The organism is Streptomyces sp. NPDC001508 (assembly GCF_040298665.1).
Taxonomy (GTDB): domain Bacteria; phylum Actinomycetota; class Actinomycetes; order Streptomycetales; family Streptomycetaceae; genus Streptomyces.
In genome coordinates this window covers 217,113-233,116 of record NZ_JBEPAP010000002.1, presented here as the reverse complement: position 1 = coordinate 233,116, position 16,004 = coordinate 217,113, and the positions used below count along the sequence as shown (strand labels likewise).

At 71.3% G+C, this 16,004-nt stretch carries 15 protein-coding genes; 7 read left to right on the top strand and 8 right to left on the bottom strand.

Annotation, left to right across the window (positions count from 1 at the left end; genetic code table 11):
* Positions 1-398 precede the first annotated feature (398 nt).
* Positions 399-1,430, top strand: coding sequence for a DUF2637 domain-containing protein (locus tag ABT245_RS03215; RefSeq protein WP_351728045.1), 1,032 nt, complete (start codon positions 399-401; stop codon positions 1,428-1,430).
* 263 nt (positions 1,431-1,693) lie between these two features.
* Here the strand turns inward: ABT245_RS03215 and ABT245_RS03210 are convergent, their stop codons facing one another.
* The gene (locus ABT245_RS03210; RefSeq protein WP_351728043.1) at positions 1,694-2,176 is read right to left on the bottom strand and encodes an ATP-binding protein; all 483 of its coding nucleotides are present in this window, start codon (positions 2,174-2,176) and stop codon (positions 1,694-1,696) included.
* Between the two features lie 386 nt (positions 2,177-2,562).
* Entirely contained in the window at positions 2,563-4,269 is a 1,707-nt protein-coding gene (locus tag ABT245_RS03205) for a protein phosphatase 2C domain-containing protein (RefSeq protein ID WP_351728041.1), read from the bottom strand.
* 469 nt (positions 4,270-4,738) lie between these two features.
* Here ABT245_RS03205 and ABT245_RS03200 point away from each other — a divergent pair, with 469 nt between their 5' ends.
* Both ABT245_RS03200 and ABT245_RS03195 read left to right on the top strand, forming a co-directional pair.
* The gene (locus ABT245_RS03200) at positions 4,739-5,728 is read left to right on the top strand and encodes a helix-turn-helix domain-containing protein (RefSeq protein WP_351728039.1); all 990 of its coding nucleotides are present in this window, start codon (positions 4,739-4,741) and stop codon (positions 5,726-5,728) included.
* A 47-nt stretch (positions 5,729-5,775) separates the two neighbouring features.
* Complete coding sequence (locus tag ABT245_RS03195) at positions 5,776-6,258, top strand: DUF456 domain-containing protein (RefSeq protein WP_351728037.1); 483 nt, start codon at positions 5,776-5,778, stop codon at positions 6,256-6,258.
* Between the two features lie 55 nt (positions 6,259-6,313).
* Here ABT245_RS03195 and ABT245_RS03190 read toward each other — a convergent pair whose 3' ends face one another.
* Positions 6,314-7,585 carry an SGNH/GDSL hydrolase family protein gene (locus ABT245_RS03190; RefSeq protein WP_351728036.1) on the bottom strand — a complete coding sequence of 424 codons (1,272 nt, stop codon included), beginning with the start codon at positions 7,583-7,585 and terminating at the stop codon, positions 6,314-6,316.
* Positions 7,586-7,901: 316 nt separating this feature from the next.
* Here ABT245_RS03190 and ABT245_RS03185 point away from each other — a divergent pair, with 316 nt between their 5' ends.
* The 4 genes from ABT245_RS03185 (at position 7,902) to ABT245_RS03170 (ending at position 10,639) form a co-directional block, all read left to right on the top strand.
* Entirely contained in the window at positions 7,902-8,144 is a 243-nt protein-coding gene (locus ABT245_RS03185) for a Tn3 family transposase (protein WP_351728035.1), read from the top strand.
* Between the two features lie 216 nt (positions 8,145-8,360).
* Complete coding sequence (locus ABT245_RS03180) at positions 8,361-9,341, top strand: helix-turn-helix domain-containing protein (protein ID WP_351728034.1); 981 nt, start codon at positions 8,361-8,363, stop codon at positions 9,339-9,341.
* A gap of 261 nt (positions 9,342-9,602) precedes the next feature.
* Positions 9,603-10,070: a hypothetical protein gene (locus tag ABT245_RS03175; RefSeq protein WP_351728032.1), complete on the top strand. Its 468-nt coding sequence runs from the start codon at positions 9,603-9,605 to the stop codon at positions 10,068-10,070.
* Positions 10,071-10,141: 71 nt separating this feature from the next.
* On the top strand, positions 10,142-10,639 hold the full coding sequence (locus tag ABT245_RS03170; RefSeq protein WP_351728031.1) for a hypothetical protein: 498 nt from the start codon (positions 10,142-10,144) through the stop codon (positions 10,637-10,639).
* 15 nt (positions 10,640-10,654) lie between these two features.
* On the opposite strand, the gene ABT245_RS03165 is transcribed toward ABT245_RS03170, so the two are convergent.
* The 5 genes from ABT245_RS03165 to ABT245_RS03145 form a co-directional block, all read right to left on the bottom strand.
* Positions 10,655-11,170 (bottom strand): methylated-DNA--[protein]-cysteine S-methyltransferase, encoded by a 516-nt coding sequence (locus ABT245_RS03165; RefSeq protein ID WP_351728029.1) that lies wholly within the window; start codon positions 11,168-11,170, stop codon positions 10,655-10,657.
* The gene (locus ABT245_RS03160) at positions 11,167-12,642 is read right to left on the bottom strand and encodes an AlkA N-terminal domain-containing protein (protein WP_351728225.1); all 1,476 of its coding nucleotides are present in this window, start codon (positions 12,640-12,642) and stop codon (positions 11,167-11,169) included. The genes ABT245_RS03165 and ABT245_RS03160 overlap by 4 nt, the downstream gene beginning before the upstream one ends.
* A 75-nt stretch (positions 12,643-12,717) precedes the next feature.
* Positions 12,718-13,821: a ribosome small subunit-dependent GTPase A gene (gene rsgA, locus ABT245_RS03155; protein ID WP_351728027.1), complete on the bottom strand. Its 1,104-nt coding sequence runs from the start codon at positions 13,819-13,821 to the stop codon at positions 12,718-12,720.
* 299 nt (positions 13,822-14,120) lie between these two features.
* Positions 14,121-14,465: a hypothetical protein gene (locus tag ABT245_RS03150; protein ID WP_351728025.1), complete on the bottom strand. Its 345-nt coding sequence runs from the start codon at positions 14,463-14,465 to the stop codon at positions 14,121-14,123.
* 298 nt (positions 14,466-14,763) lie between these two features.
* On the bottom strand, positions 14,764-16,002 hold the full coding sequence (locus ABT245_RS03145; protein WP_351728024.1) for a glycoside hydrolase 5 family protein: 1,239 nt from the start codon (positions 16,000-16,002) through the stop codon (positions 14,764-14,766).
* Between the last annotated feature and the right edge of the window lie 2 nt (positions 16,003-16,004).

The window sequence follows — 16,004 nt, the reverse complement described above, 5'->3', positions numbered from 1 at the left end:
CGACGGGTTGTTACCTGTCCGTCAAGCACCTTAGGCGCATGACGCGACAGTTCAAATTCCGAACGGACAAGGCGAGGCAAGGCGCATCTATCTCGCCACGGAGCGGGACGAGGCATCCCCTGACGTCCAGTAAGATCACCTGCAACCAGGACACCCGTACGGGGGCGACCCATTCACAACTTCCTCACTTGTCGCGGGAACTTTCCGTAGAACCATCCGTACGGGTAGTCTTACTCGAACTCAACTCCCGCCCCTCAAGCGGCAGTTCGAGCAGAACGCTGCCATGGGCATCCCCTTGCACCTCCTTGGCGGCCTCTTGCCCCGAAACCCCCTGAGGGCCGGTGGAATTGGGCCACTATGGCGGGCGTTACGCCCTATCCCAATGCAAGGGACCCCAGATGAGACTGACCGACATATCGCTGAACTGGCTGCTTCCGGGCGCCGTACTGCTCCTGGGCATCCTGGCGGCGGTGGCGGTGCTCGCGCGCAGCAAGCGGTCCGGGGAGCACGCGAAGACCGAGGACTCATGGGAACGGAGCGAGGAGCGGCGCAGGCGCAAGGAAGCCATCTACGGTACGGCCTCCTACGTACTCCTCTTCTGCTGTGCGGCGGTCGCGGCCGCCCTTTCCTTCAAGGGTCTGGTCGGCTTCGGTGAGCAGAACCTGGGCCTGTCCAACGGCTGGCAGTACCTCGTGCCGTTCGGCCTGGACGGCGCGGCCATGTTCTGTTCCGTCCTCGCGGTGCGCGAGGCCAGCCACGGCGACGCGGCCCTCGGCTCCCGGATCCTCGTGTGGACGTTCGCGGGCGCCGCTGCCTGGTTCAACTGGGTGCACGCGCCCAGGGGGCTGAGCCACGACGGCGCCCCGCACTTCTTCGCGGGCATGTCCCTCTCCGCGGCCGTGCTGTTCGACCGGGCGCTGAAGCAGACCCGCCGGGCCGCCCTGCGCGAGCAGGGCCTGGTGCCGCGTCCGCTGCCGCAGATCCGCATCGTCCGCTGGCTGCGCGCGCCCCGCGAGACCTACAGGGCCTGGTCCCTGATGCTGCTGGAGAACGTGCGCAGCCTGGACGAGGCCGTCGACGAGGTCCGCGACGACAAGCGGCAGAAGGAAGAGGCCCGGCTGCGCAGGCGTGAGCAGCAGCGCTTGGAGCGGGCCCAGCTCAAGGCCATCAGCCGCGGCACCCGTGGCTTCGGGCGTGGCGGCCGGCAGGTCGAGGTGCAGGCGGTGGAGCGTGGCTCCTCTCAGGTTTCCGCGGAGCCTGCCATAGCGGCGCCGGAACTGCCCGTACGCTCTCGGCCCTCTCTTCAGCCGGTCCGCAAAGGGGCTGACCCGATCACCGTCGATCTGACCGCGGAGGACGACACAATGGCGCTGCCGCGCCTCGACTCGCTGGAGCGCAAGCTCAAGGATCTGGAGCAGCAGTTCGGCTAGGACTCGGTCCGGTCAGGGCCGGTTCGGCCGGGACCGGCCACCACGGGGCGGGGGCGTAACCACACGGTTCACGCCCCCGCCCCGTTCACACCTCCACGCCTTCGCAGGCCCGCCTCGTCGCAGGATCGCTCCGTTCGCGGGGCCGCCCTGCGCAGGCCACCCCACTCCCGCACCCACCCCTGTGCAAGCCACCCCACTCCCGCACGCACCCCCTTCGCGGGCCAACCGGCCAGGGCCGCCGTGCCGTTCGTGGGTCGTGTTGTTCAGGCGGCTTCTGCGGCGAGTTCGAACCACACCGACTTGCCGACGCCGTGCGGTCGTACGCCCCACGCGTCCGCGAGGGACTGCACCAGGAGCAGGCCCCGGCCATGCGTGGCTTCGTCGGCGGACGGCGCCCGCAGCACCGGCCTGCGGGCCACGAAGTCCCTTACCTCCACCCGCAGTCCGCGCGGTCCGACGACCGCCGTCAGGACAGCGTCCCGGTCGGTGTGCACGAGTGCGTTGGTGACCAGTTCGCTGGTGAGGAGTTCCGCTATCTCGGAGCGGCCCGGTTTCCCCCAGTGCCGCAGGAGTTTCCGCAGTTCCCTGCGCGCCTCGGGCACGGCCCGCAGGTTCGCCCGGCCGAGACTGCGCCGCAGTTGCGGCGCCTGCGCCCGGTCGGTGCCGTCGTCGGTGCCTTCTCTCGTCGCCTTCCCCGAGGAGCCCCTGATGACCACGGGACCGCCCCCTCGTACCTGCTTTCTCATGTCCCCCGCCCGCACGCCGTCGTCGTTGCCCCTCCTGGTCGAACACGTTCACGGGGATCCATGCCCCATGAGCCCTGGGCCAGTCCTGGCCTACCGTCGACGACCAGCGGTTCGGCCATGGCGGTACGGCGCCGTCACGGCGGCCCGGACGCCACGGGCACCGTGATCCGGCCACCGAGAGGGCGGTAGGACGCCACGAACGCTGCGACACAACGAGCCGGGACATCCTCCGCCCGGCGCTGACGTCCAGTCAGTGCAGTTGAATCTGTCCGGAATCGATCGCCCTGCCGCGCCGTCACGTCCGTTCAGGGCGGGGGATGTTCCGCAGGTTCGAGCGGGCCGTCTGAGACGGTCGGCTCGCGGTTCCATGAATCCAGGGGCCGCGGTCACGCCTCCCAGACGGCGGCGACCGTACGGTCGTCCGCGTATCCCTTGACCCGCACCTGGGTGTCCGCGAGGAACGCAGCCAGGCCGGGCGGGCTGCCGCCGGACCAGCGCCGGGCCAGATAGGCGCAGAGGGCGGGCTCGCCGCGCAGCGGTTCCGCCAGGCCGCCGCTGCACATCAGCAGCGCGTCACCCGGGCGGGCGACGGAGGCCCGGAAGCGGAAGGGTTCACGGGGCGGCTCGGGGGCGGGCTCGTAGGGGCTGGGCGGCGTCGGTATCCCCAGGTCCATCGTGAGCCGGTCGCCGTCGGGCGTCTCGGCGGGCGGCGACCCGAAGCCGAGCACGGCGTCACCGGTGGTGTCGGCGGTGCTGACCTGCGGCTCGATGTCCTGCCAGGCGCCGTCCCTGAGCCGGAAAAGGCCGCCCTCGCCGATGCCGAAGAAGATGCGCGTACGGCAGTCGGGGCGGACCGGCAGCAGCAGGCAGCGCAGACCGGCCGCGTACTCCTCCGGGTCGATGCCCTGCTCGGTGGCGCCGGCGCGGAGCTTGCCCAGGCTGCGGTCGGTGAGCCGGTGCAGGCCGGACTTCAGGTCGCCGCGGCGGCCCGCGTGGATGTCCTCGGCCAGCCGCTGATGACTGCGGCCCACGGCCTGGCCGATCCACCGGCACGCCTCGGCCGCGGCGCGGTGGGCGCCCGGGGTGGCCCGGGTGCCGGTCGCCATCGCGACGAGGATCAGCGCCTGTTCGCCGGTGCCGAACCGCGCGGTGAGCAGCGCGTCGCGGCGCGGTTCGCCCCGGTAGCGCGCGGAGTCGCCCCGCACGGATGCGGCCCGCAGGGTGCACACCCCGTACCGGGCACCGTCGAGCACGGTGTCGGCGACCAACTCGTCGAGACCGTCGGGGTCGGCGAGCGGCAGCGCGGTCGGCTCGGCGTCATAGGTGGGCGGCCCGGACCCGACGTACTCCACGCCCCACGCTGCCGCGCCCACCCCCTGTCCGATGCCGGGGCCCGCCGCGGTGCCCTCGGACTCCGGTGAGGCATCCCGGTCGTCGGGACCCGTCTGCTCCTGCGGGCCGCCGGCGGCGGGTCCCGTCGCGCCGAACACCCCTGCCTGCGGGGCGCTTTCGCCCAGTGCCCAGTGCGTGGGGGCCGTCGGCTCCGCCGGGCTCGCGGATGCCGCCCGCGGCGCGGCGGGATCGTCCTCGGGCGCGCGCTCCTGCGGGCCCGGGCGCTGCTGCGTCGCCGCCGGGAAGGCCGGCGGAGGCGGCGGGTCCGCGGGTGGTGGCTCACCGGGGGCCCCGGGCCGGGCCGGGCCGGCGTCCGGCACAGCGGAGGCATGTCCCGCCGGAGCCGTGTCCTCTCCCCCGAGACGGTCGTCTGCTCCCGCGCCGGCCGCGTCCGCGCGCCACTCGTCCGACCGGCCACCGGCGCCGGGCCCGGAATTTGGCGGGCCCGGCGGGCCCGGTGCGTCCTCGGACCCGGACCCGGGCCGGGCCCCGGGACGGGACTCGGAGGTGCCCCGGTCGGTGCCGGCCTCCGCGGCCGGTGGGCTCGGCACGCCGGGGCTGAGCGTGTGCGATGCCGAGGCGAAGCGGTCGTCCAGGGAATCGGTCGCGGGTGCGGGGCCCGTGTCCTGGGTGGAGTCGTCGTACAGCTGGCCCCACCAGTCGTCCGCGTCTCGGGCGGGCCCGCCCCCCTGCTGGCTCATGCCCTGATTGTCCACCGCACGGGGCCCCTGGAGAACAGGCATCGGGAAAACGGGCACGGGAAAAACGACGCACGCACCGCCTCGCACGGTGTGCCGGGCCAAGCGGTGAACTGCCGTACGGGAAGCGGCGCTAGCCGATCCAGGGGTATGTCGGGAGACGCCGGTAGCCGGTCCAGCCGTACTACGGGAAACGGCAGTAGCCGGTCCAGCCGTACGCCGGGCACCGTCGGCACCCGTCGCCGGGCGGCTCCACCCCCCACGGGAGAACCGCCCGGCGACATCCCGGTGGCCCGCTCGTGGACCACGGTCTGCGCGGCCGAACAGCAGATGATCGACTTCGCGGTGAGGCCACCATGGCAGAGTGACCGGTGGTGCGGCGACGATGTGCCGAGGCGGGTTTGCGCCGTGGCCGGTCTCCGCCACACCTGCCACGAGGGGTGGTCGTGTCGCCGGGGAGGGACGAGGGCTGATGCTGGCAGCGATAGGGCTGGACGAGACACACGAAACGGCGTACCGGGCACTGGTGTCCGTGGGCGCCGCCGACGTGCCCGATCTGGCACGCCGGCTGATGCTGGCCGAGCACGACACGGAGCGCGCCCTGCGCCGGCTGGAGCGGCACGGCCTCGCGGCCCAGTCGTCGGCCCGTCCGGGCCGCTGGGTGGCGGCGCCGCCGGGCGTCGCGCTGGGCGCGCTGCTCACGCAGCAGCGGCACGAGCTGGAGAAGGCCGAGCTGGCGGCGGCCCTGCTCGCCGAGGAGTACCGGGCGGCGGCGGCCGAGCCCGCCGTGCACGACCTGGTCGAGGTGGTGACCGGCGCCGCCGCGGTGGCCCAGCGCTTCCTGCAGATGCAACTGGCCGCGAGCGACGAGGTCTGTGCGCTGGTCACCGGCAATCCGATGGTCGTCTCCGGCATCGAGAACCATGCGGAGGAGCAGGCCGTCGGACGCGGCGTCCGCTACCGGGTGGTGGTCGAGCGCGCGGTGCTGGACCTGCCCGACGGGATCACCGAGCTGACGGCGGCCCTGGGCCGGGACGAGCAGGTGCGGGTGGTGGACGAGGTGCCGACCAAGCTGGTGGTGGCCGATCGTTCGCTGGCCATGGTGCCGCTCACCTCGCACAGCGCGGAGCCGGCCGCGCTCGTCGTGCACGCCAGCGGCCTGCTGGAGCTGGTGTACGGGCTGTTCGAGTCGGTGTGGCACCAGGCGCTGCCGCTCAGGCTGGGCGCGCGGGGGGTGTGCGAGCAGCGGCCGGAAGGCCCCGACGGCACCGATCTGGAGGTGCTGTCGCTGCTGCTCGCCGGGCTGACCGACGCGAGCGTCGCCAAGCAGCTGGACCTGGGCCTGCGGACCGTGCAGCGGCGGGTGAAGCGGCTGATGGAGCTGACCGGGGTGACGACCCGGCTGCAACTGGGCTGGCATGCCTACGAGCGCGGCTGGGTGGCCCGGGACGCCCGGGAGTGACGCGTACCTGCCCTGCGGGACCGGCCGCGGTCCGGCACGCTGGGCAGATGGGAGTGTGGGGACTCCTGCTGGTCGGCGTGGTGATGGCGCTCGGCCTGTGCGGGGTGCTGGTGCCCGGGGTGCCGGGGTCGTGGCTGGTGTGGGCCGCGGTGCTGTGGTGGGCGCTGCAGGATCCGCAGCCGCTCGCCTGGGCCGTTCTGGTGGGTGCCACCGGCGTGCTGTTGCTGTCCCAGGTGGTGCGCTGGGCGCTGCCGCCGCGACGGGTGTGGCAGGGCGGTGCGGCGCCGCGGGCGGGGGCGTACGCGGGGCTTGGGGCGTTCCTCGGTTTCTTCCTGGTGCCCGTGGTCGGGGCGATCCCCGGCTTTCTGGCCGGGGTCTATCTGCACGAGCGGCTGCGCCTCGGCCGCCACGGCGAGGCGGTGGCCGCGCTGCGCACGACGATGCGCTCGGGCGGCTCCGGCGTGCTGATGGAGCTGTTCAGCTGTCTGCTGATCATGGGCGCGTGGCTGGGCGCGGTGGTCTGGGGCTGACGCCGCGACCGTGCCCGGCGCGGCACGGAACGAGCCACCGGGCGCCGCGAGGGGTTCACCGCAGGGTGGCGAGGTCGATCGCGTCGGCCAGCGCCCGCATGCCCGCGTCGTTGAAGTGCAGATGGTCTCCGGGGTCGTAGGCGGGCCTGATCCGGCGGGGCTGTGCCGGGTCGCGGACGGCGGCGTCGAAGTCGGCGACGGCGTCGAAGGCGCCGCCGGTGCGGATGAAGGTGTTGATCCGCTGCCGTACGTCCTCGCGCGCGGCGGTGAAGGCGCCGTGGCCGCCGTACGGCGTGAGGGTGGCGCCGACCACCCGGATACCGAGGGTGTGCGCGCGGGAGACGATCGCGCGGTACGCGGTCTTGAAGTCGCCGACGTCGTCCGCCTGGGGTCTGCCGTTGATGTCGTTGATGCCTTCGAAGACGATCAGCACCCGGGCGCCCGACCGGGACAGGGCGTCGGCGTCCAGCCGGGACAGCGCGCTCGGCCCGGTGCCGTCGCGCAGCAGTCGGTTGCCGGCGATCCCGGCGTTCAGCACGCCCAGCCGGTGGGGCCTGAGGCGTTCGGCGAGCCGGTCGGGCCAGCGGCGGTCGGTGTCCGGGGTGGAGCCGGTGCCGTCGGTGAGGGAGTCCCCGAAGGCGACGACGCTGCCGGCGCCGCCGGTCACGAGCACGTCGACGCCGGTGACGTAGTACCAGTGGCTGGTGGTGGCCGTGTACGCCGAGCCGTCCTCGTCGGCCGCCCGGCCCGCGCCCTGCGGGGCGACGTAGCTGGTGCGCAGGGCGGTGCGGTGGTAGGTGGCGGGTCCGCCGTCGGTGGGGGTGTGCACCGTGACGAGCAGATCGGCGGCGGCCGGCACGGCCAGCGGCACCGGATCGCTGACCATGTCGCCGCCGGCCGGGACCACGGTCGTGGGCGCGCCGCCGAAGGTCACGGTGCGCATCGTGCCGGGGACCGCGTCCGGGCCGGCCGCGGTCCGCAGCGCTACGGTGACCGCGCCGAGCGTCAGGGGTGCGGTGCCGAGCCGGTTGCTGAGGCGGATCCGCAGCAGCTGACCGCCGACGCTGAGGTGCACGACGTTGCGGACGGCGGCGCCGGGCAGCGCGGGGGCGGTGCCGGACGGGGCGGCCTCCCAGGTGCCGGTCCAGGAGCCCGGCAGGGACTCGATACGGACCGCCGTGGACACAGCCGTGGACACCGCCGTGCGCGCCGCCCCCGTCGCCGTGGCAGGCGCGATGGCTGTCGCCGCCCCCGTCTGTGGCGCCGCGCCCGTCGTACCGACCAGCGCCAGCAGCACCGCCGCGAGTACCCGCCCGGCCTTGACCATGTGTGCGCCCGCCCTTCCCGATGGCCCGCAGGAGCCGAAGGTGACACACGTCCGACGGGTACGCGGACAGCATCACCACGACACCACCCACCCGGCCCAGCGCGCGCATCAACCAACAACCCGAACCAAGCGGCGCACGCGGGCAGTTCACCCCGGCGACACGCACGAGCGGCACGCGCGGGCCGCTCGCGCGGGTAGCTCATGCGGGCAGTCCGCACAAACGGCTCGCGCGGGTGGCACGCGCGGGCGACTCGCGCGAGCAGCTCCACGCAGGCGGTCCGCACGGGCCCACCACGGCGACAACTACGCCCCGCTGATGCGGCGGCACTTCCGCAGCCACCGCAAGGTGTTGCTCGACCTGACCGAGCGGTTGATCGAGAACGACTGGCAGGACCTCATACGCGTGGTGCTCTCCATCCGCGAGGGCCGGCTGTCCCCAGCCGCGCCGCTGCGCAGGCTCGGCAACATCACCGGCAAGACCCGCCGCTCCGGGACCTGGCACCTCGACATGGAGCCGCCCGAGAACGAAGCGGTAGGGCGGCTGTGGACGGCCGCCTGACGTCTTCGAGCCGGGGGCCGGTTTCCCCAGACGGAGCGGCCACCCGACCGTCGGGCCCACGAGCCCGATCCGGCCGTCCGAGACACAGGCCACCGCCCCTAAATGCGGTCCCCACCCCGCCAGGGAATTCGATACTGTACGCATCTGCGCCAAGTGTGCTCTTGCACACGGCCATTGATGCGAAGCATGCCGCTCAAGGATTCACGGGGGAGAAGAATGCTGATCGAAACGGCTTTCAGTACACGGGATGTGCTCGCGCCTCACAATTTCTCGTGTTGGCGCGAGCACATTGCCCAGACGTACGTGCCGATGGACGTCGAAGGGAACCGCACAGCGGACACCACGGTGTCGCAGCGCGTCCTGGCACTGGGAGCCGTACAGCTGTGGACGATGGAGCACTCACCGATGACGCTGCGGCGAACGCGGAAGCTGATCCAGCAGTCCGACCCCGAGCTCTACCATCTCTCGCTCAACCTGCGCGGGACGATGGGGCTCGCCCGCTCCGATCACGAGACCGAATACGAACCGTACGACCTGGTTCTCCACGACACCTCACAGCCCCACCTCATACGGGCGACCACCAGCCACGGCGAGGACACAATCCTGGGAACAGGACTCTTCATTCCTCGGAAACTGCTGCCACTGCCAGAGAAGGCGATCGACTCACTGATCATGCAGCGGTTATCGGGGCGGGAAGGTATCGGGGCGCTGCTCGCCCAGTTCCTCACCCAGGTGACCCGGGACTCCGGCTCCTACCGGCCCGACGACGGACCCCGACTGGGAGTCGTGGCGGTGGACCTGCTCTCCGCACTGTTCGCCCATGCGCTCGACGCCGGCGACTCGCTCCTGCCAGAGAGCCACCGGCAGACCCTGGTCTTACGCATCCGGGCCTTTATCCAGGCGAACCTGCATGATCCACAACTGACCCCGCGGACCATCGCCGCCGTTCACAACATCTCCACCAGCTACCTTCACCGCCTCTTCCAGCACGAAGAAGAAACGGTCGCGGCCTGGATCCGCCGCCAGCGCCTGGAACGAGCCTGTCACGACCTTGCCGCCCCAGCGCTGCACGCTGCCCCCATCCACACCATCGCCGCCCGCTGGGGCTTCACCCACGCAGCCGACTTCACCCGCGCCTTCCGCACCGCCTATGGCATCCCGCCCAGGGACTACCGCAATAGCGCCCATGCTCGGTAGACGCTCAGCCAAGCAACTGTGGACTGCCGGCCAATGACATTTCCCTGACGGCCCTGCACTGTTGGAAGTGTCCACTCCACACACCGCGCGGACATGGCAAAGGCGTGCAGTCCGATCAAGATGGAGCGAGGGAGTCGACGTGAAATGACTGTCGGGCTGTGTCGAATAAGCTCGCGTTCTATCTCGTGAGGCTTTGGTCAGGCTTCGGCAGTGAACTGCCAGACATTCATCATCTTCCACGCAACGGATACAGGAGTACGTGTGTCGGTACGTTTTCAGCGCATAGCCGTCGTCTCCTTGGCTATGGCCCTCGCCCTCATCGGCATCTCCGCCCCCTCCGCCAGCGCCGCATTGATCACATGCCCGTACGAAGACACCGGTGCAGACTGGTATGGAACCTGCTACCGCTACACCGACGACGGCGACGCAGGTGGCGTCAGCGGATCAGCCGACATACGCAAATGGCAGAACGGCAGCGGATTCGCCTCGATCGATTTCGAAGCAAAAGGCGAAGTCGTCGAAATCAAGAACCAGGCCGGATGGCACATGGACTACACCGTGGAGTGGTACAACGGCAGCGAATGGGTTATCGCGATGTGGCGGACTCTCCAGCCTGGTGTGAGCGCGACCTGGAACCTCAGCATCGCCGAGGACAAGTTGGTGCGCATCCGCATCCGCGGAGCCTCCTCCCAAAGGCTCTACGTCAGCAACGACACTCTCAAGAGCTGATGCGGTAAAGAGAGCCTGGCAGCTTCCTGCGGCGACCGACCCCCCCCCGCTGGAGAAGCAGGGGAGGGTCGGTGTCGCCCGGCGCCGCACTTCGTATTGATCTCAACGGGAAGAGGGTGCCGGTGGCGACCTGGGGGCTGATCCTCGAGAAAACAAACGTGAAGCATTGGGACAGCTACATCACGGAGACACGCGTCTTGGCATATGTGGAAGGTACGTACGAAGAAGCTCTGGCGGAATTGGAGCGGCATGCTCGGCACTCAATGGCTCATCCCAAGAAGCGAAAGCGCCGTCGGCTCTTCCGCAACGGCGACGACTTCCTGATGGTCGTAGATGACGCCTGGCGGTCCTCGGGCATTCGGTACACGATCGCGGAGTTGCTGGAGGACACCGCCGCACCGGCGAAGCCGACGGATCCATGCGAGGCCACGATGAAGTCGACGGCCGGACGCGAGGCCACCAAGCCTGAGCCTGTGGACACGATGCCGCCGGCCTCGCCGTCCGAAGAGCGGTACCCCGACGGGGTGCCGGTCAAGCCGAAGTGGCTGGGCCGCGCTGATCTGCCGTGAGAAGCCGCTGGCGGCCTACGGCGCCTTTCCGGCGTATTCCGGTTGGCCTCCCTCCAGGGTGAGCAGCCAGGTCTTGCGGTCGAGGCCGCCGGCGTAGCCGGTCAGGGAGCCGTCCGCGCCGATCACCCGATGGCAGGGGCGCACGATCAGCAGCGGGTTGGCGCCGATCGCGCCGCCGACCGCCCGTACCGCGGCCCGTGGCGCGCCGATCCGCGCGGCGATCTCGCCGTACGTCGTGGTCGCCCCGTACGGAACGGAGTCGAGCGCGTCCCATACCCGCTCCCGGAACGCGGTGCCGTGTGTCCGCAGGTGCAGCCGGAACTCCTTCAACTCACCGGCGAAATAGGCGAAAAGCTGCTCCTCGGCCGCCCGGAACGGGCCGGGATCGCGCCGCCAGCCCTCGCCGACCGTGCGGCCGCCCTTCTGGCCGGGCACGGAGAGCGAGGTGAGCGCGCCGTCCGGGCCCGCGGTGAGCAGCAGCGGGCCGAGGGGCGCGGCCACGGTGGTCCAGTACGTCGGTTCCTGGGTCATGCCGTCGTGGACTTCCCTTCGGGATGCGGGTGTTGCGGGGCGTACGGGTCCGGCCCGGCGCCGAGGTCCCGTGCGGTCTCCAGGTGCCGCACGGCGTAGGAGCGCCAGGGCCGTCGGCCGTCCGGCATGTCGAGGCCGGGCGGGGCCACGTCGGGGTCGGCCAGGGCGCGGATCCGGATCGCGGCGGCGACGGCCGGGTCCAGGCCGGGCAGGGCGAGCAGCGCCTGCGTGGCCTCGTCCCGGTCCGCGCCGGGATCAAGCCGTACGGTGCCGTCGGCCAGCGCGGCGGTAAGCGCGCCCAGGGTGCCGCGCGGCTCGGCCTCGGCGAGCACGGCGGGCTCCGGGAACAGATGGGTGAGGCTGCCGCAGGGGGCGTCCAGCGCCTTGCCGTACCGCTGCACCAGCCGTTCGGACTCCGCGGGCCCGGCCAGCGCGCGCACCGCGAACTCGGCCGGGTCGGCGGCGCCGGGTGAGCGCAGCCCGGGCCGGGCGGCGACCAGCGGGGCGAGTCGTGCGTCGGCGCTCAGCCGTTCGTCGACCGCGTACGGATCGGCGTCCAGGTCGAAGAGCCGGCGCAGCCGCTGCACCGCCGTGGTCAGGTCCCGCGGATCGGTGAGGTGCAGCCGGGCGTCGAGCCAGCCGCCGGGGTGGGCGGCGGGCCCCGTCCGAGGGGACCGGGTGCGTTCCGCGACGGCGACGATGCCCGTGCCGTACGGCAGCCGCAGCGTACGCCGGTAGGTGCGGTCGCCGCGGGCGCCGCTGACCTCCTCGACCCCGCGCACGGCCTCGCGTGCGAGCAGGTCGAAGACGGCGGCGGCCTGGTAGGGCCCGCGGTGGGCGAGCCGCAGCGGTATCCCGGCGCCTGGGGTGGCACGCGGAGCCCGGCCCCCGCCGCGCTGCACTCCGCCCCCGCCGCGGGGCGCGGCGGCGCGCAGCCGGCTCGGGGTGGCCGCGTACACGGCCCGGATCGTGTCGTTGAACTGCCGCACACTGGCGAACCCGGAGGCGAACGCGATCTCGGTGATCGGCAGGTCGGTGGTCCGCAGCAGGACGCGCGCGGTGTGCGCCCGCTGCGCGCGGGCGAGCGCGACGGGTCCGGCGCCCAGCTCGGCGGTGAGCTGCCGCTGGACCTGTCGCGCGCTGTAGCCGAGCCGGTCGGCGAGCCCGGCGACGCCCTCGCGGTCCACGATGCCGTCGCCGATCAGCCGCATGGCACGGCCCACGACGTCCGCGCGCACGTTCCAGTCGGCGGAGCCTGGCACGGCGTCCGGGCGGCAGCGGCGGCACGCCCGGAAGCCGCGGCCCTGCGCGGCGGCGGCGGTCGTGAAGAACCGCACATTGCGCCGCTTCGGGGTCACGGCCGGGCAGCTGGGCCGGCAGTAGATCCCGGTCGTCTCGACGGCGAAGAAGAACTCCCCGTCGAACCGGGCGTCCCGGCTGCGCACGGCCTCGTACCTGGTGTCTTCGTCCATCACGTCATCCAGTGTGGGCGACGCGGGCGGGGGCGGCTGGCGGAAATCGGACGCGACGCTGCCGCCCCCGTCGGGTCACCGCAGGCGCCCCCGTTTGGCCTCCATCGCCGCCCGGCCCTGCGCGCCCTTCCGCTTCCAGTCCCGGCGCAGTTCGGCGCGCACCCGCGCGTCGGTCTTCGCGACGATCCACTGGTTCTCACGGATGAGCTTGCGGTAGCTGTCCAGGCGGCGGGCCGGCAGCCGGCCGGTCTCGACGGCGGCCGTGACCGCGCAGCCTGGCTCTCTGTCGTGCGCGCAGTCGTGGAAGCGGCATCCCCCGGCCAGTTCCTCGATCTCGGCGAAGACCTGTCCGACCCCGGTCTCGGCGTCGAAGAGCCCGACGCCGCGCAGCCCCGGCGTGTCGATGAGCACACCCCCGTGGGGCAGGGCGAGCAGATTGCGGGTGGTGGTCGTGTGCCGGCCCTTGCCGTCCACGTCCCGCGCGGCCTGTACGTCCATGACGTCCTCGCCGACCAGGGCGTTGGCGAGGGTCGACTTGCCCGCGCCGGACTGCCCGAGCAGCACGGAGGTGCCCGTGCCGACCAGTGCGAAGAGGGTGTCCAGGCCGTCCCCGTGCAGGGCGCTGACGCTCAGCACGGGAGCCCCGGGCGAGGTCGTCTCCACGTCCTCGACCAGGTGCGCGAGGGTCACCGGGTCGGGCACAAGGTCGGCCTTGGTGAGCACGACCACGGGCTGCGCGCCGGACTCCCAGGCCAGGGCCAGGAACCGTTCGATGCGGCCGAGGTCGAGTTCCAGGGCCAGCGAGACGGCGACGATCGCGTGGTCGACGTTGGCGGCGAGGATCTGCCCCTCGGACCGCTTGGACGAGGTGGAGCGCACGAAGGCGGTACGGCGCGGCAGCAGCGTTTGTACGTACCGCGGGTCGCCGCCTTCGGGGTCGACGGCGACCCAGTCACCCGTGCACACGACCTTCATCGGATCACGCGGGACGACGAACTCGGTATCGGCGCGGACGGTGCCGGTCGGGGTGACGACGTCACACTGGCCGCGGTCGACTCGGACGACACGACCGGGCAGGAGACCCTGCTCGGCGTACGGGACAAACTCGGCCTCCCAGCCTTCGTCCCAGCCATAACGGGCGAGAGGGTGTGAGGAAGCCGAAAGAGAAGACGGATTCAAGGGGGAAACCCTTCACAAGGGCGGCCCCGGCTGCGCGCGCTCACGGCGCGGAGGAAGGAAAAGGTCAGCCGGAGACCACGGAGGTGGAGTGGATGAACTTCTGGTTGCGGGCAGGGCCCATCACAGAGACAGCCATCGGTCACACCTCCCGTTCTTCACTCGGCCGACAGCGGCAGCGGACAGCCACCGCGACAAGCGCACTCACCATAGACGCACACACCCCCGGACGCCACCGAATTTCGACCGCGGCACCCATGTGAAGCAACGCTCCGGAGCGTGTGCGCCGGGGAGCCCACGGGTCATTCCATGCCGTAGAGCGTCTGCAGGTCGACCAGTTGGACATCAGGGTCCGCCTGTGCGGCCGCGTATGCCTTGTCGCTGAAGCCCGCGCCGCTGAGACACAGGAGTCGGGTACCGGTGGTGTCGTAGCGTCCCGCCTGGGTGATGAGGTCGCGGATGTGCTGGAGGCGTTCGATGTGGGCGATGCCCATCGTGTCGTTCCATTTGGCCTCGCCGAGGGCCAGGAGCGGCGGCCGTGATTCGTCGGCGATGCCGATGACCGCCACATCCACCTCGTGGCCGGTGCGGGCCTTGGGATCGTGCACCACACCGTGTCCGACCCGGGCGGGCAGACCGCCGATCATTGTGCCCCTACATCGACGGACGAGACAGCGTAAGATCATCGACCTGCTGGGCACCCATGAAGGCCGAGGACACGACGAACGGCTACGTCGCACGCAAGGGCCCCTGGAGGTTTCCTCGGGTTCGGAGCTTCTGCCGACGCTCGATCGGTTCTGGCCCCGACGGCTCCTCGTCCGACGGCAGACGGGCCCCTGCACAGAAAGGTCTTCGCGGCCCTGGTCCTCCCCGCAGGCCCGCCAGGGGCGGCCTTCCGCAGTGTCTGCTGGGCGGCCCCAGACCCTCATGGGCACCCCCGGCCAATCATACGTCGATGACCCTGGTGATGCCGCGTCCGGCGAGATGAGCGAGATCGTCCTGACGGCTGGACCGGACTATCGCGGGACGTGTGCCCTCGTCCACGAGCGAGAAGAAGCGCTCGGCGAACGACCAGCCGGGGGCTCGAGTGTCATCGAGGACCAGCGCGGTGGTGCGGGGCACAGGTGTGAGCGGCTTGTCGCGGAGACCGGAGATAAGGGTGGCCAGGCGCCGGCCGGCGGGCTTGACCTGGTTGTCGGTGGTCAGCAGCCCGAGGTCGTACTCCAGGTCAGCGAACCCGGCGAGGCTCCGATCGATGTCATGGGAGGCCCACCAGGTGATGCCCCACACATGGTCACAGGTCAGAGCAGCGGTGGTGAACGCCTCCGTGAAGTCCGCGATGCGGGCCGAGGGAATCCACTGGGGGGCGACGCCGAACTCCTGCAGCCACACGGGGCGACGAGTGTCCGCCTGGAATGCCTTGGCGAGTTCGAGGAGGTACTCGCCAAGGTGGTGGGCGGCGGTCGACGGGTACCCGTAACGCTTGAGGACCCCCGTGAACTCGATCCAGGCGTGAAGAGGTGTGGCGCTGCCGGTCCTGGCCAGTGCTTCGCGGCTGAACGGCGCGGAGTCGGTGAGCCAGGGCTCGTGATCGAATCCGGCGACGTGCATGCGTCCCGGCGCGACGCTTGCGCAGTGGTCCAGCAGACGCCTGGTCCAGGAATCTCCTTGTTCAGTGGTGATGCCGTTACCTGGATAGTGCCCCAGCACGTTGGGCTCGTTGGCGATGTCGAAGCCGAGGAACCGGGGGTGGGACGCGATGCGCTCGGCCATGGCGGTCAGCAGCTCGCACTGTGCGGAGACTGCCCGCGGGTCGGTGAACAGGTTGACGTCTTCGTGCTGCCAGGCGGGCCGGAAGTAGAAGCCGCTGAGCCACCCGTTGAGGACGGTGACGCTGACGTCGAGACCGCACTCGTCCGCCGTATCGAGCAATGCGACGAGGTGAGTGAGCGCTGTGGAGCTGATACGGCCGGGGTTGGGTTGGAACACCGGCCAGATGCAGTGGATCCGGATGTGATCCATGCCCAGACCTGCGATGGCACACAGATCAGTTGCCACGGCGGCGGGCTCCCAGTCCAGCCAGCTGTACCACCAGCCGCGCGAGGGTACGTAGTTGACGCCGAATCTCGGAGGTACGGCTGCTTCCTCGAAGACCGCGTCGATCGGTGAGCGCGAATCACTCATTG

Bases quoted from the DNA above. Each gene is read 5' to 3' on its own strand.
- ABT245_RS03165 (WP_351728029.1), bottom strand. From the start codon at position 11,170: ATGACCCAGGAACCGACGTACTGGACCACCGTGGCCGCGCCCCTCGGC.
- ABT245_RS03195 (WP_351728037.1), top strand. From the start codon at position 5,776: ATGGGAGTGTGGGGACTCCTGCTGGTCGGCGTGGTGATGGCGCTCGGC.
- ABT245_RS03200 (WP_351728039.1), top strand. From the start codon at position 4,739: ATGCTGGCAGCGATAGGGCTGGACGAGACACACGAAACGGCGTACCGG.
- ABT245_RS03160 (WP_351728225.1), bottom strand. From the start codon at position 12,642: ATGGACGAAGACACCAGGTACGAGGCCGTGCGCAGCCGGGACGCCCGG.
- ABT245_RS03210 (WP_351728043.1), bottom strand. From the start codon at position 2,176: ATGAGAAAGCAGGTACGAGGGGGCGGTCCCGTGGTCATCAGGGGCTCC.
- ABT245_RS03185 (WP_351728035.1), top strand. From the start codon at position 7,902: ATGCGGCGGCACTTCCGCAGCCACCGCAAGGTGTTGCTCGACCTGACC.
- ABT245_RS03150 (WP_351728025.1), bottom strand. From the start codon at position 14,465: ATGATCGGCGGTCTGCCCGCCCGGGTCGGACACGGTGTGGTGCACGAT.
- ABT245_RS03190 (WP_351728036.1), bottom strand. From the start codon at position 7,585: ATGGTCAAGGCCGGGCGGGTACTCGCGGCGGTGCTGCTGGCGCTGGTC.
- ABT245_RS03215 (WP_351728045.1), top strand. From the start codon at position 399: ATGAGACTGACCGACATATCGCTGAACTGGCTGCTTCCGGGCGCCGTA.
- ABT245_RS03180 (WP_351728034.1), top strand. From the start codon at position 8,361: ATGCTGATCGAAACGGCTTTCAGTACACGGGATGTGCTCGCGCCTCAC.
- ABT245_RS03145 (WP_351728024.1), bottom strand. From the start codon at position 16,002: ATGAGTGATTCGCGCTCACCGATCGACGCGGTCTTCGAGGAAGCAGCC.
- ABT245_RS03205 (WP_351728041.1), bottom strand. From the start codon at position 4,269: ATGAGCCAGCAGGGGGGCGGGCCCGCCCGAGACGCGGACGACTGGTGG.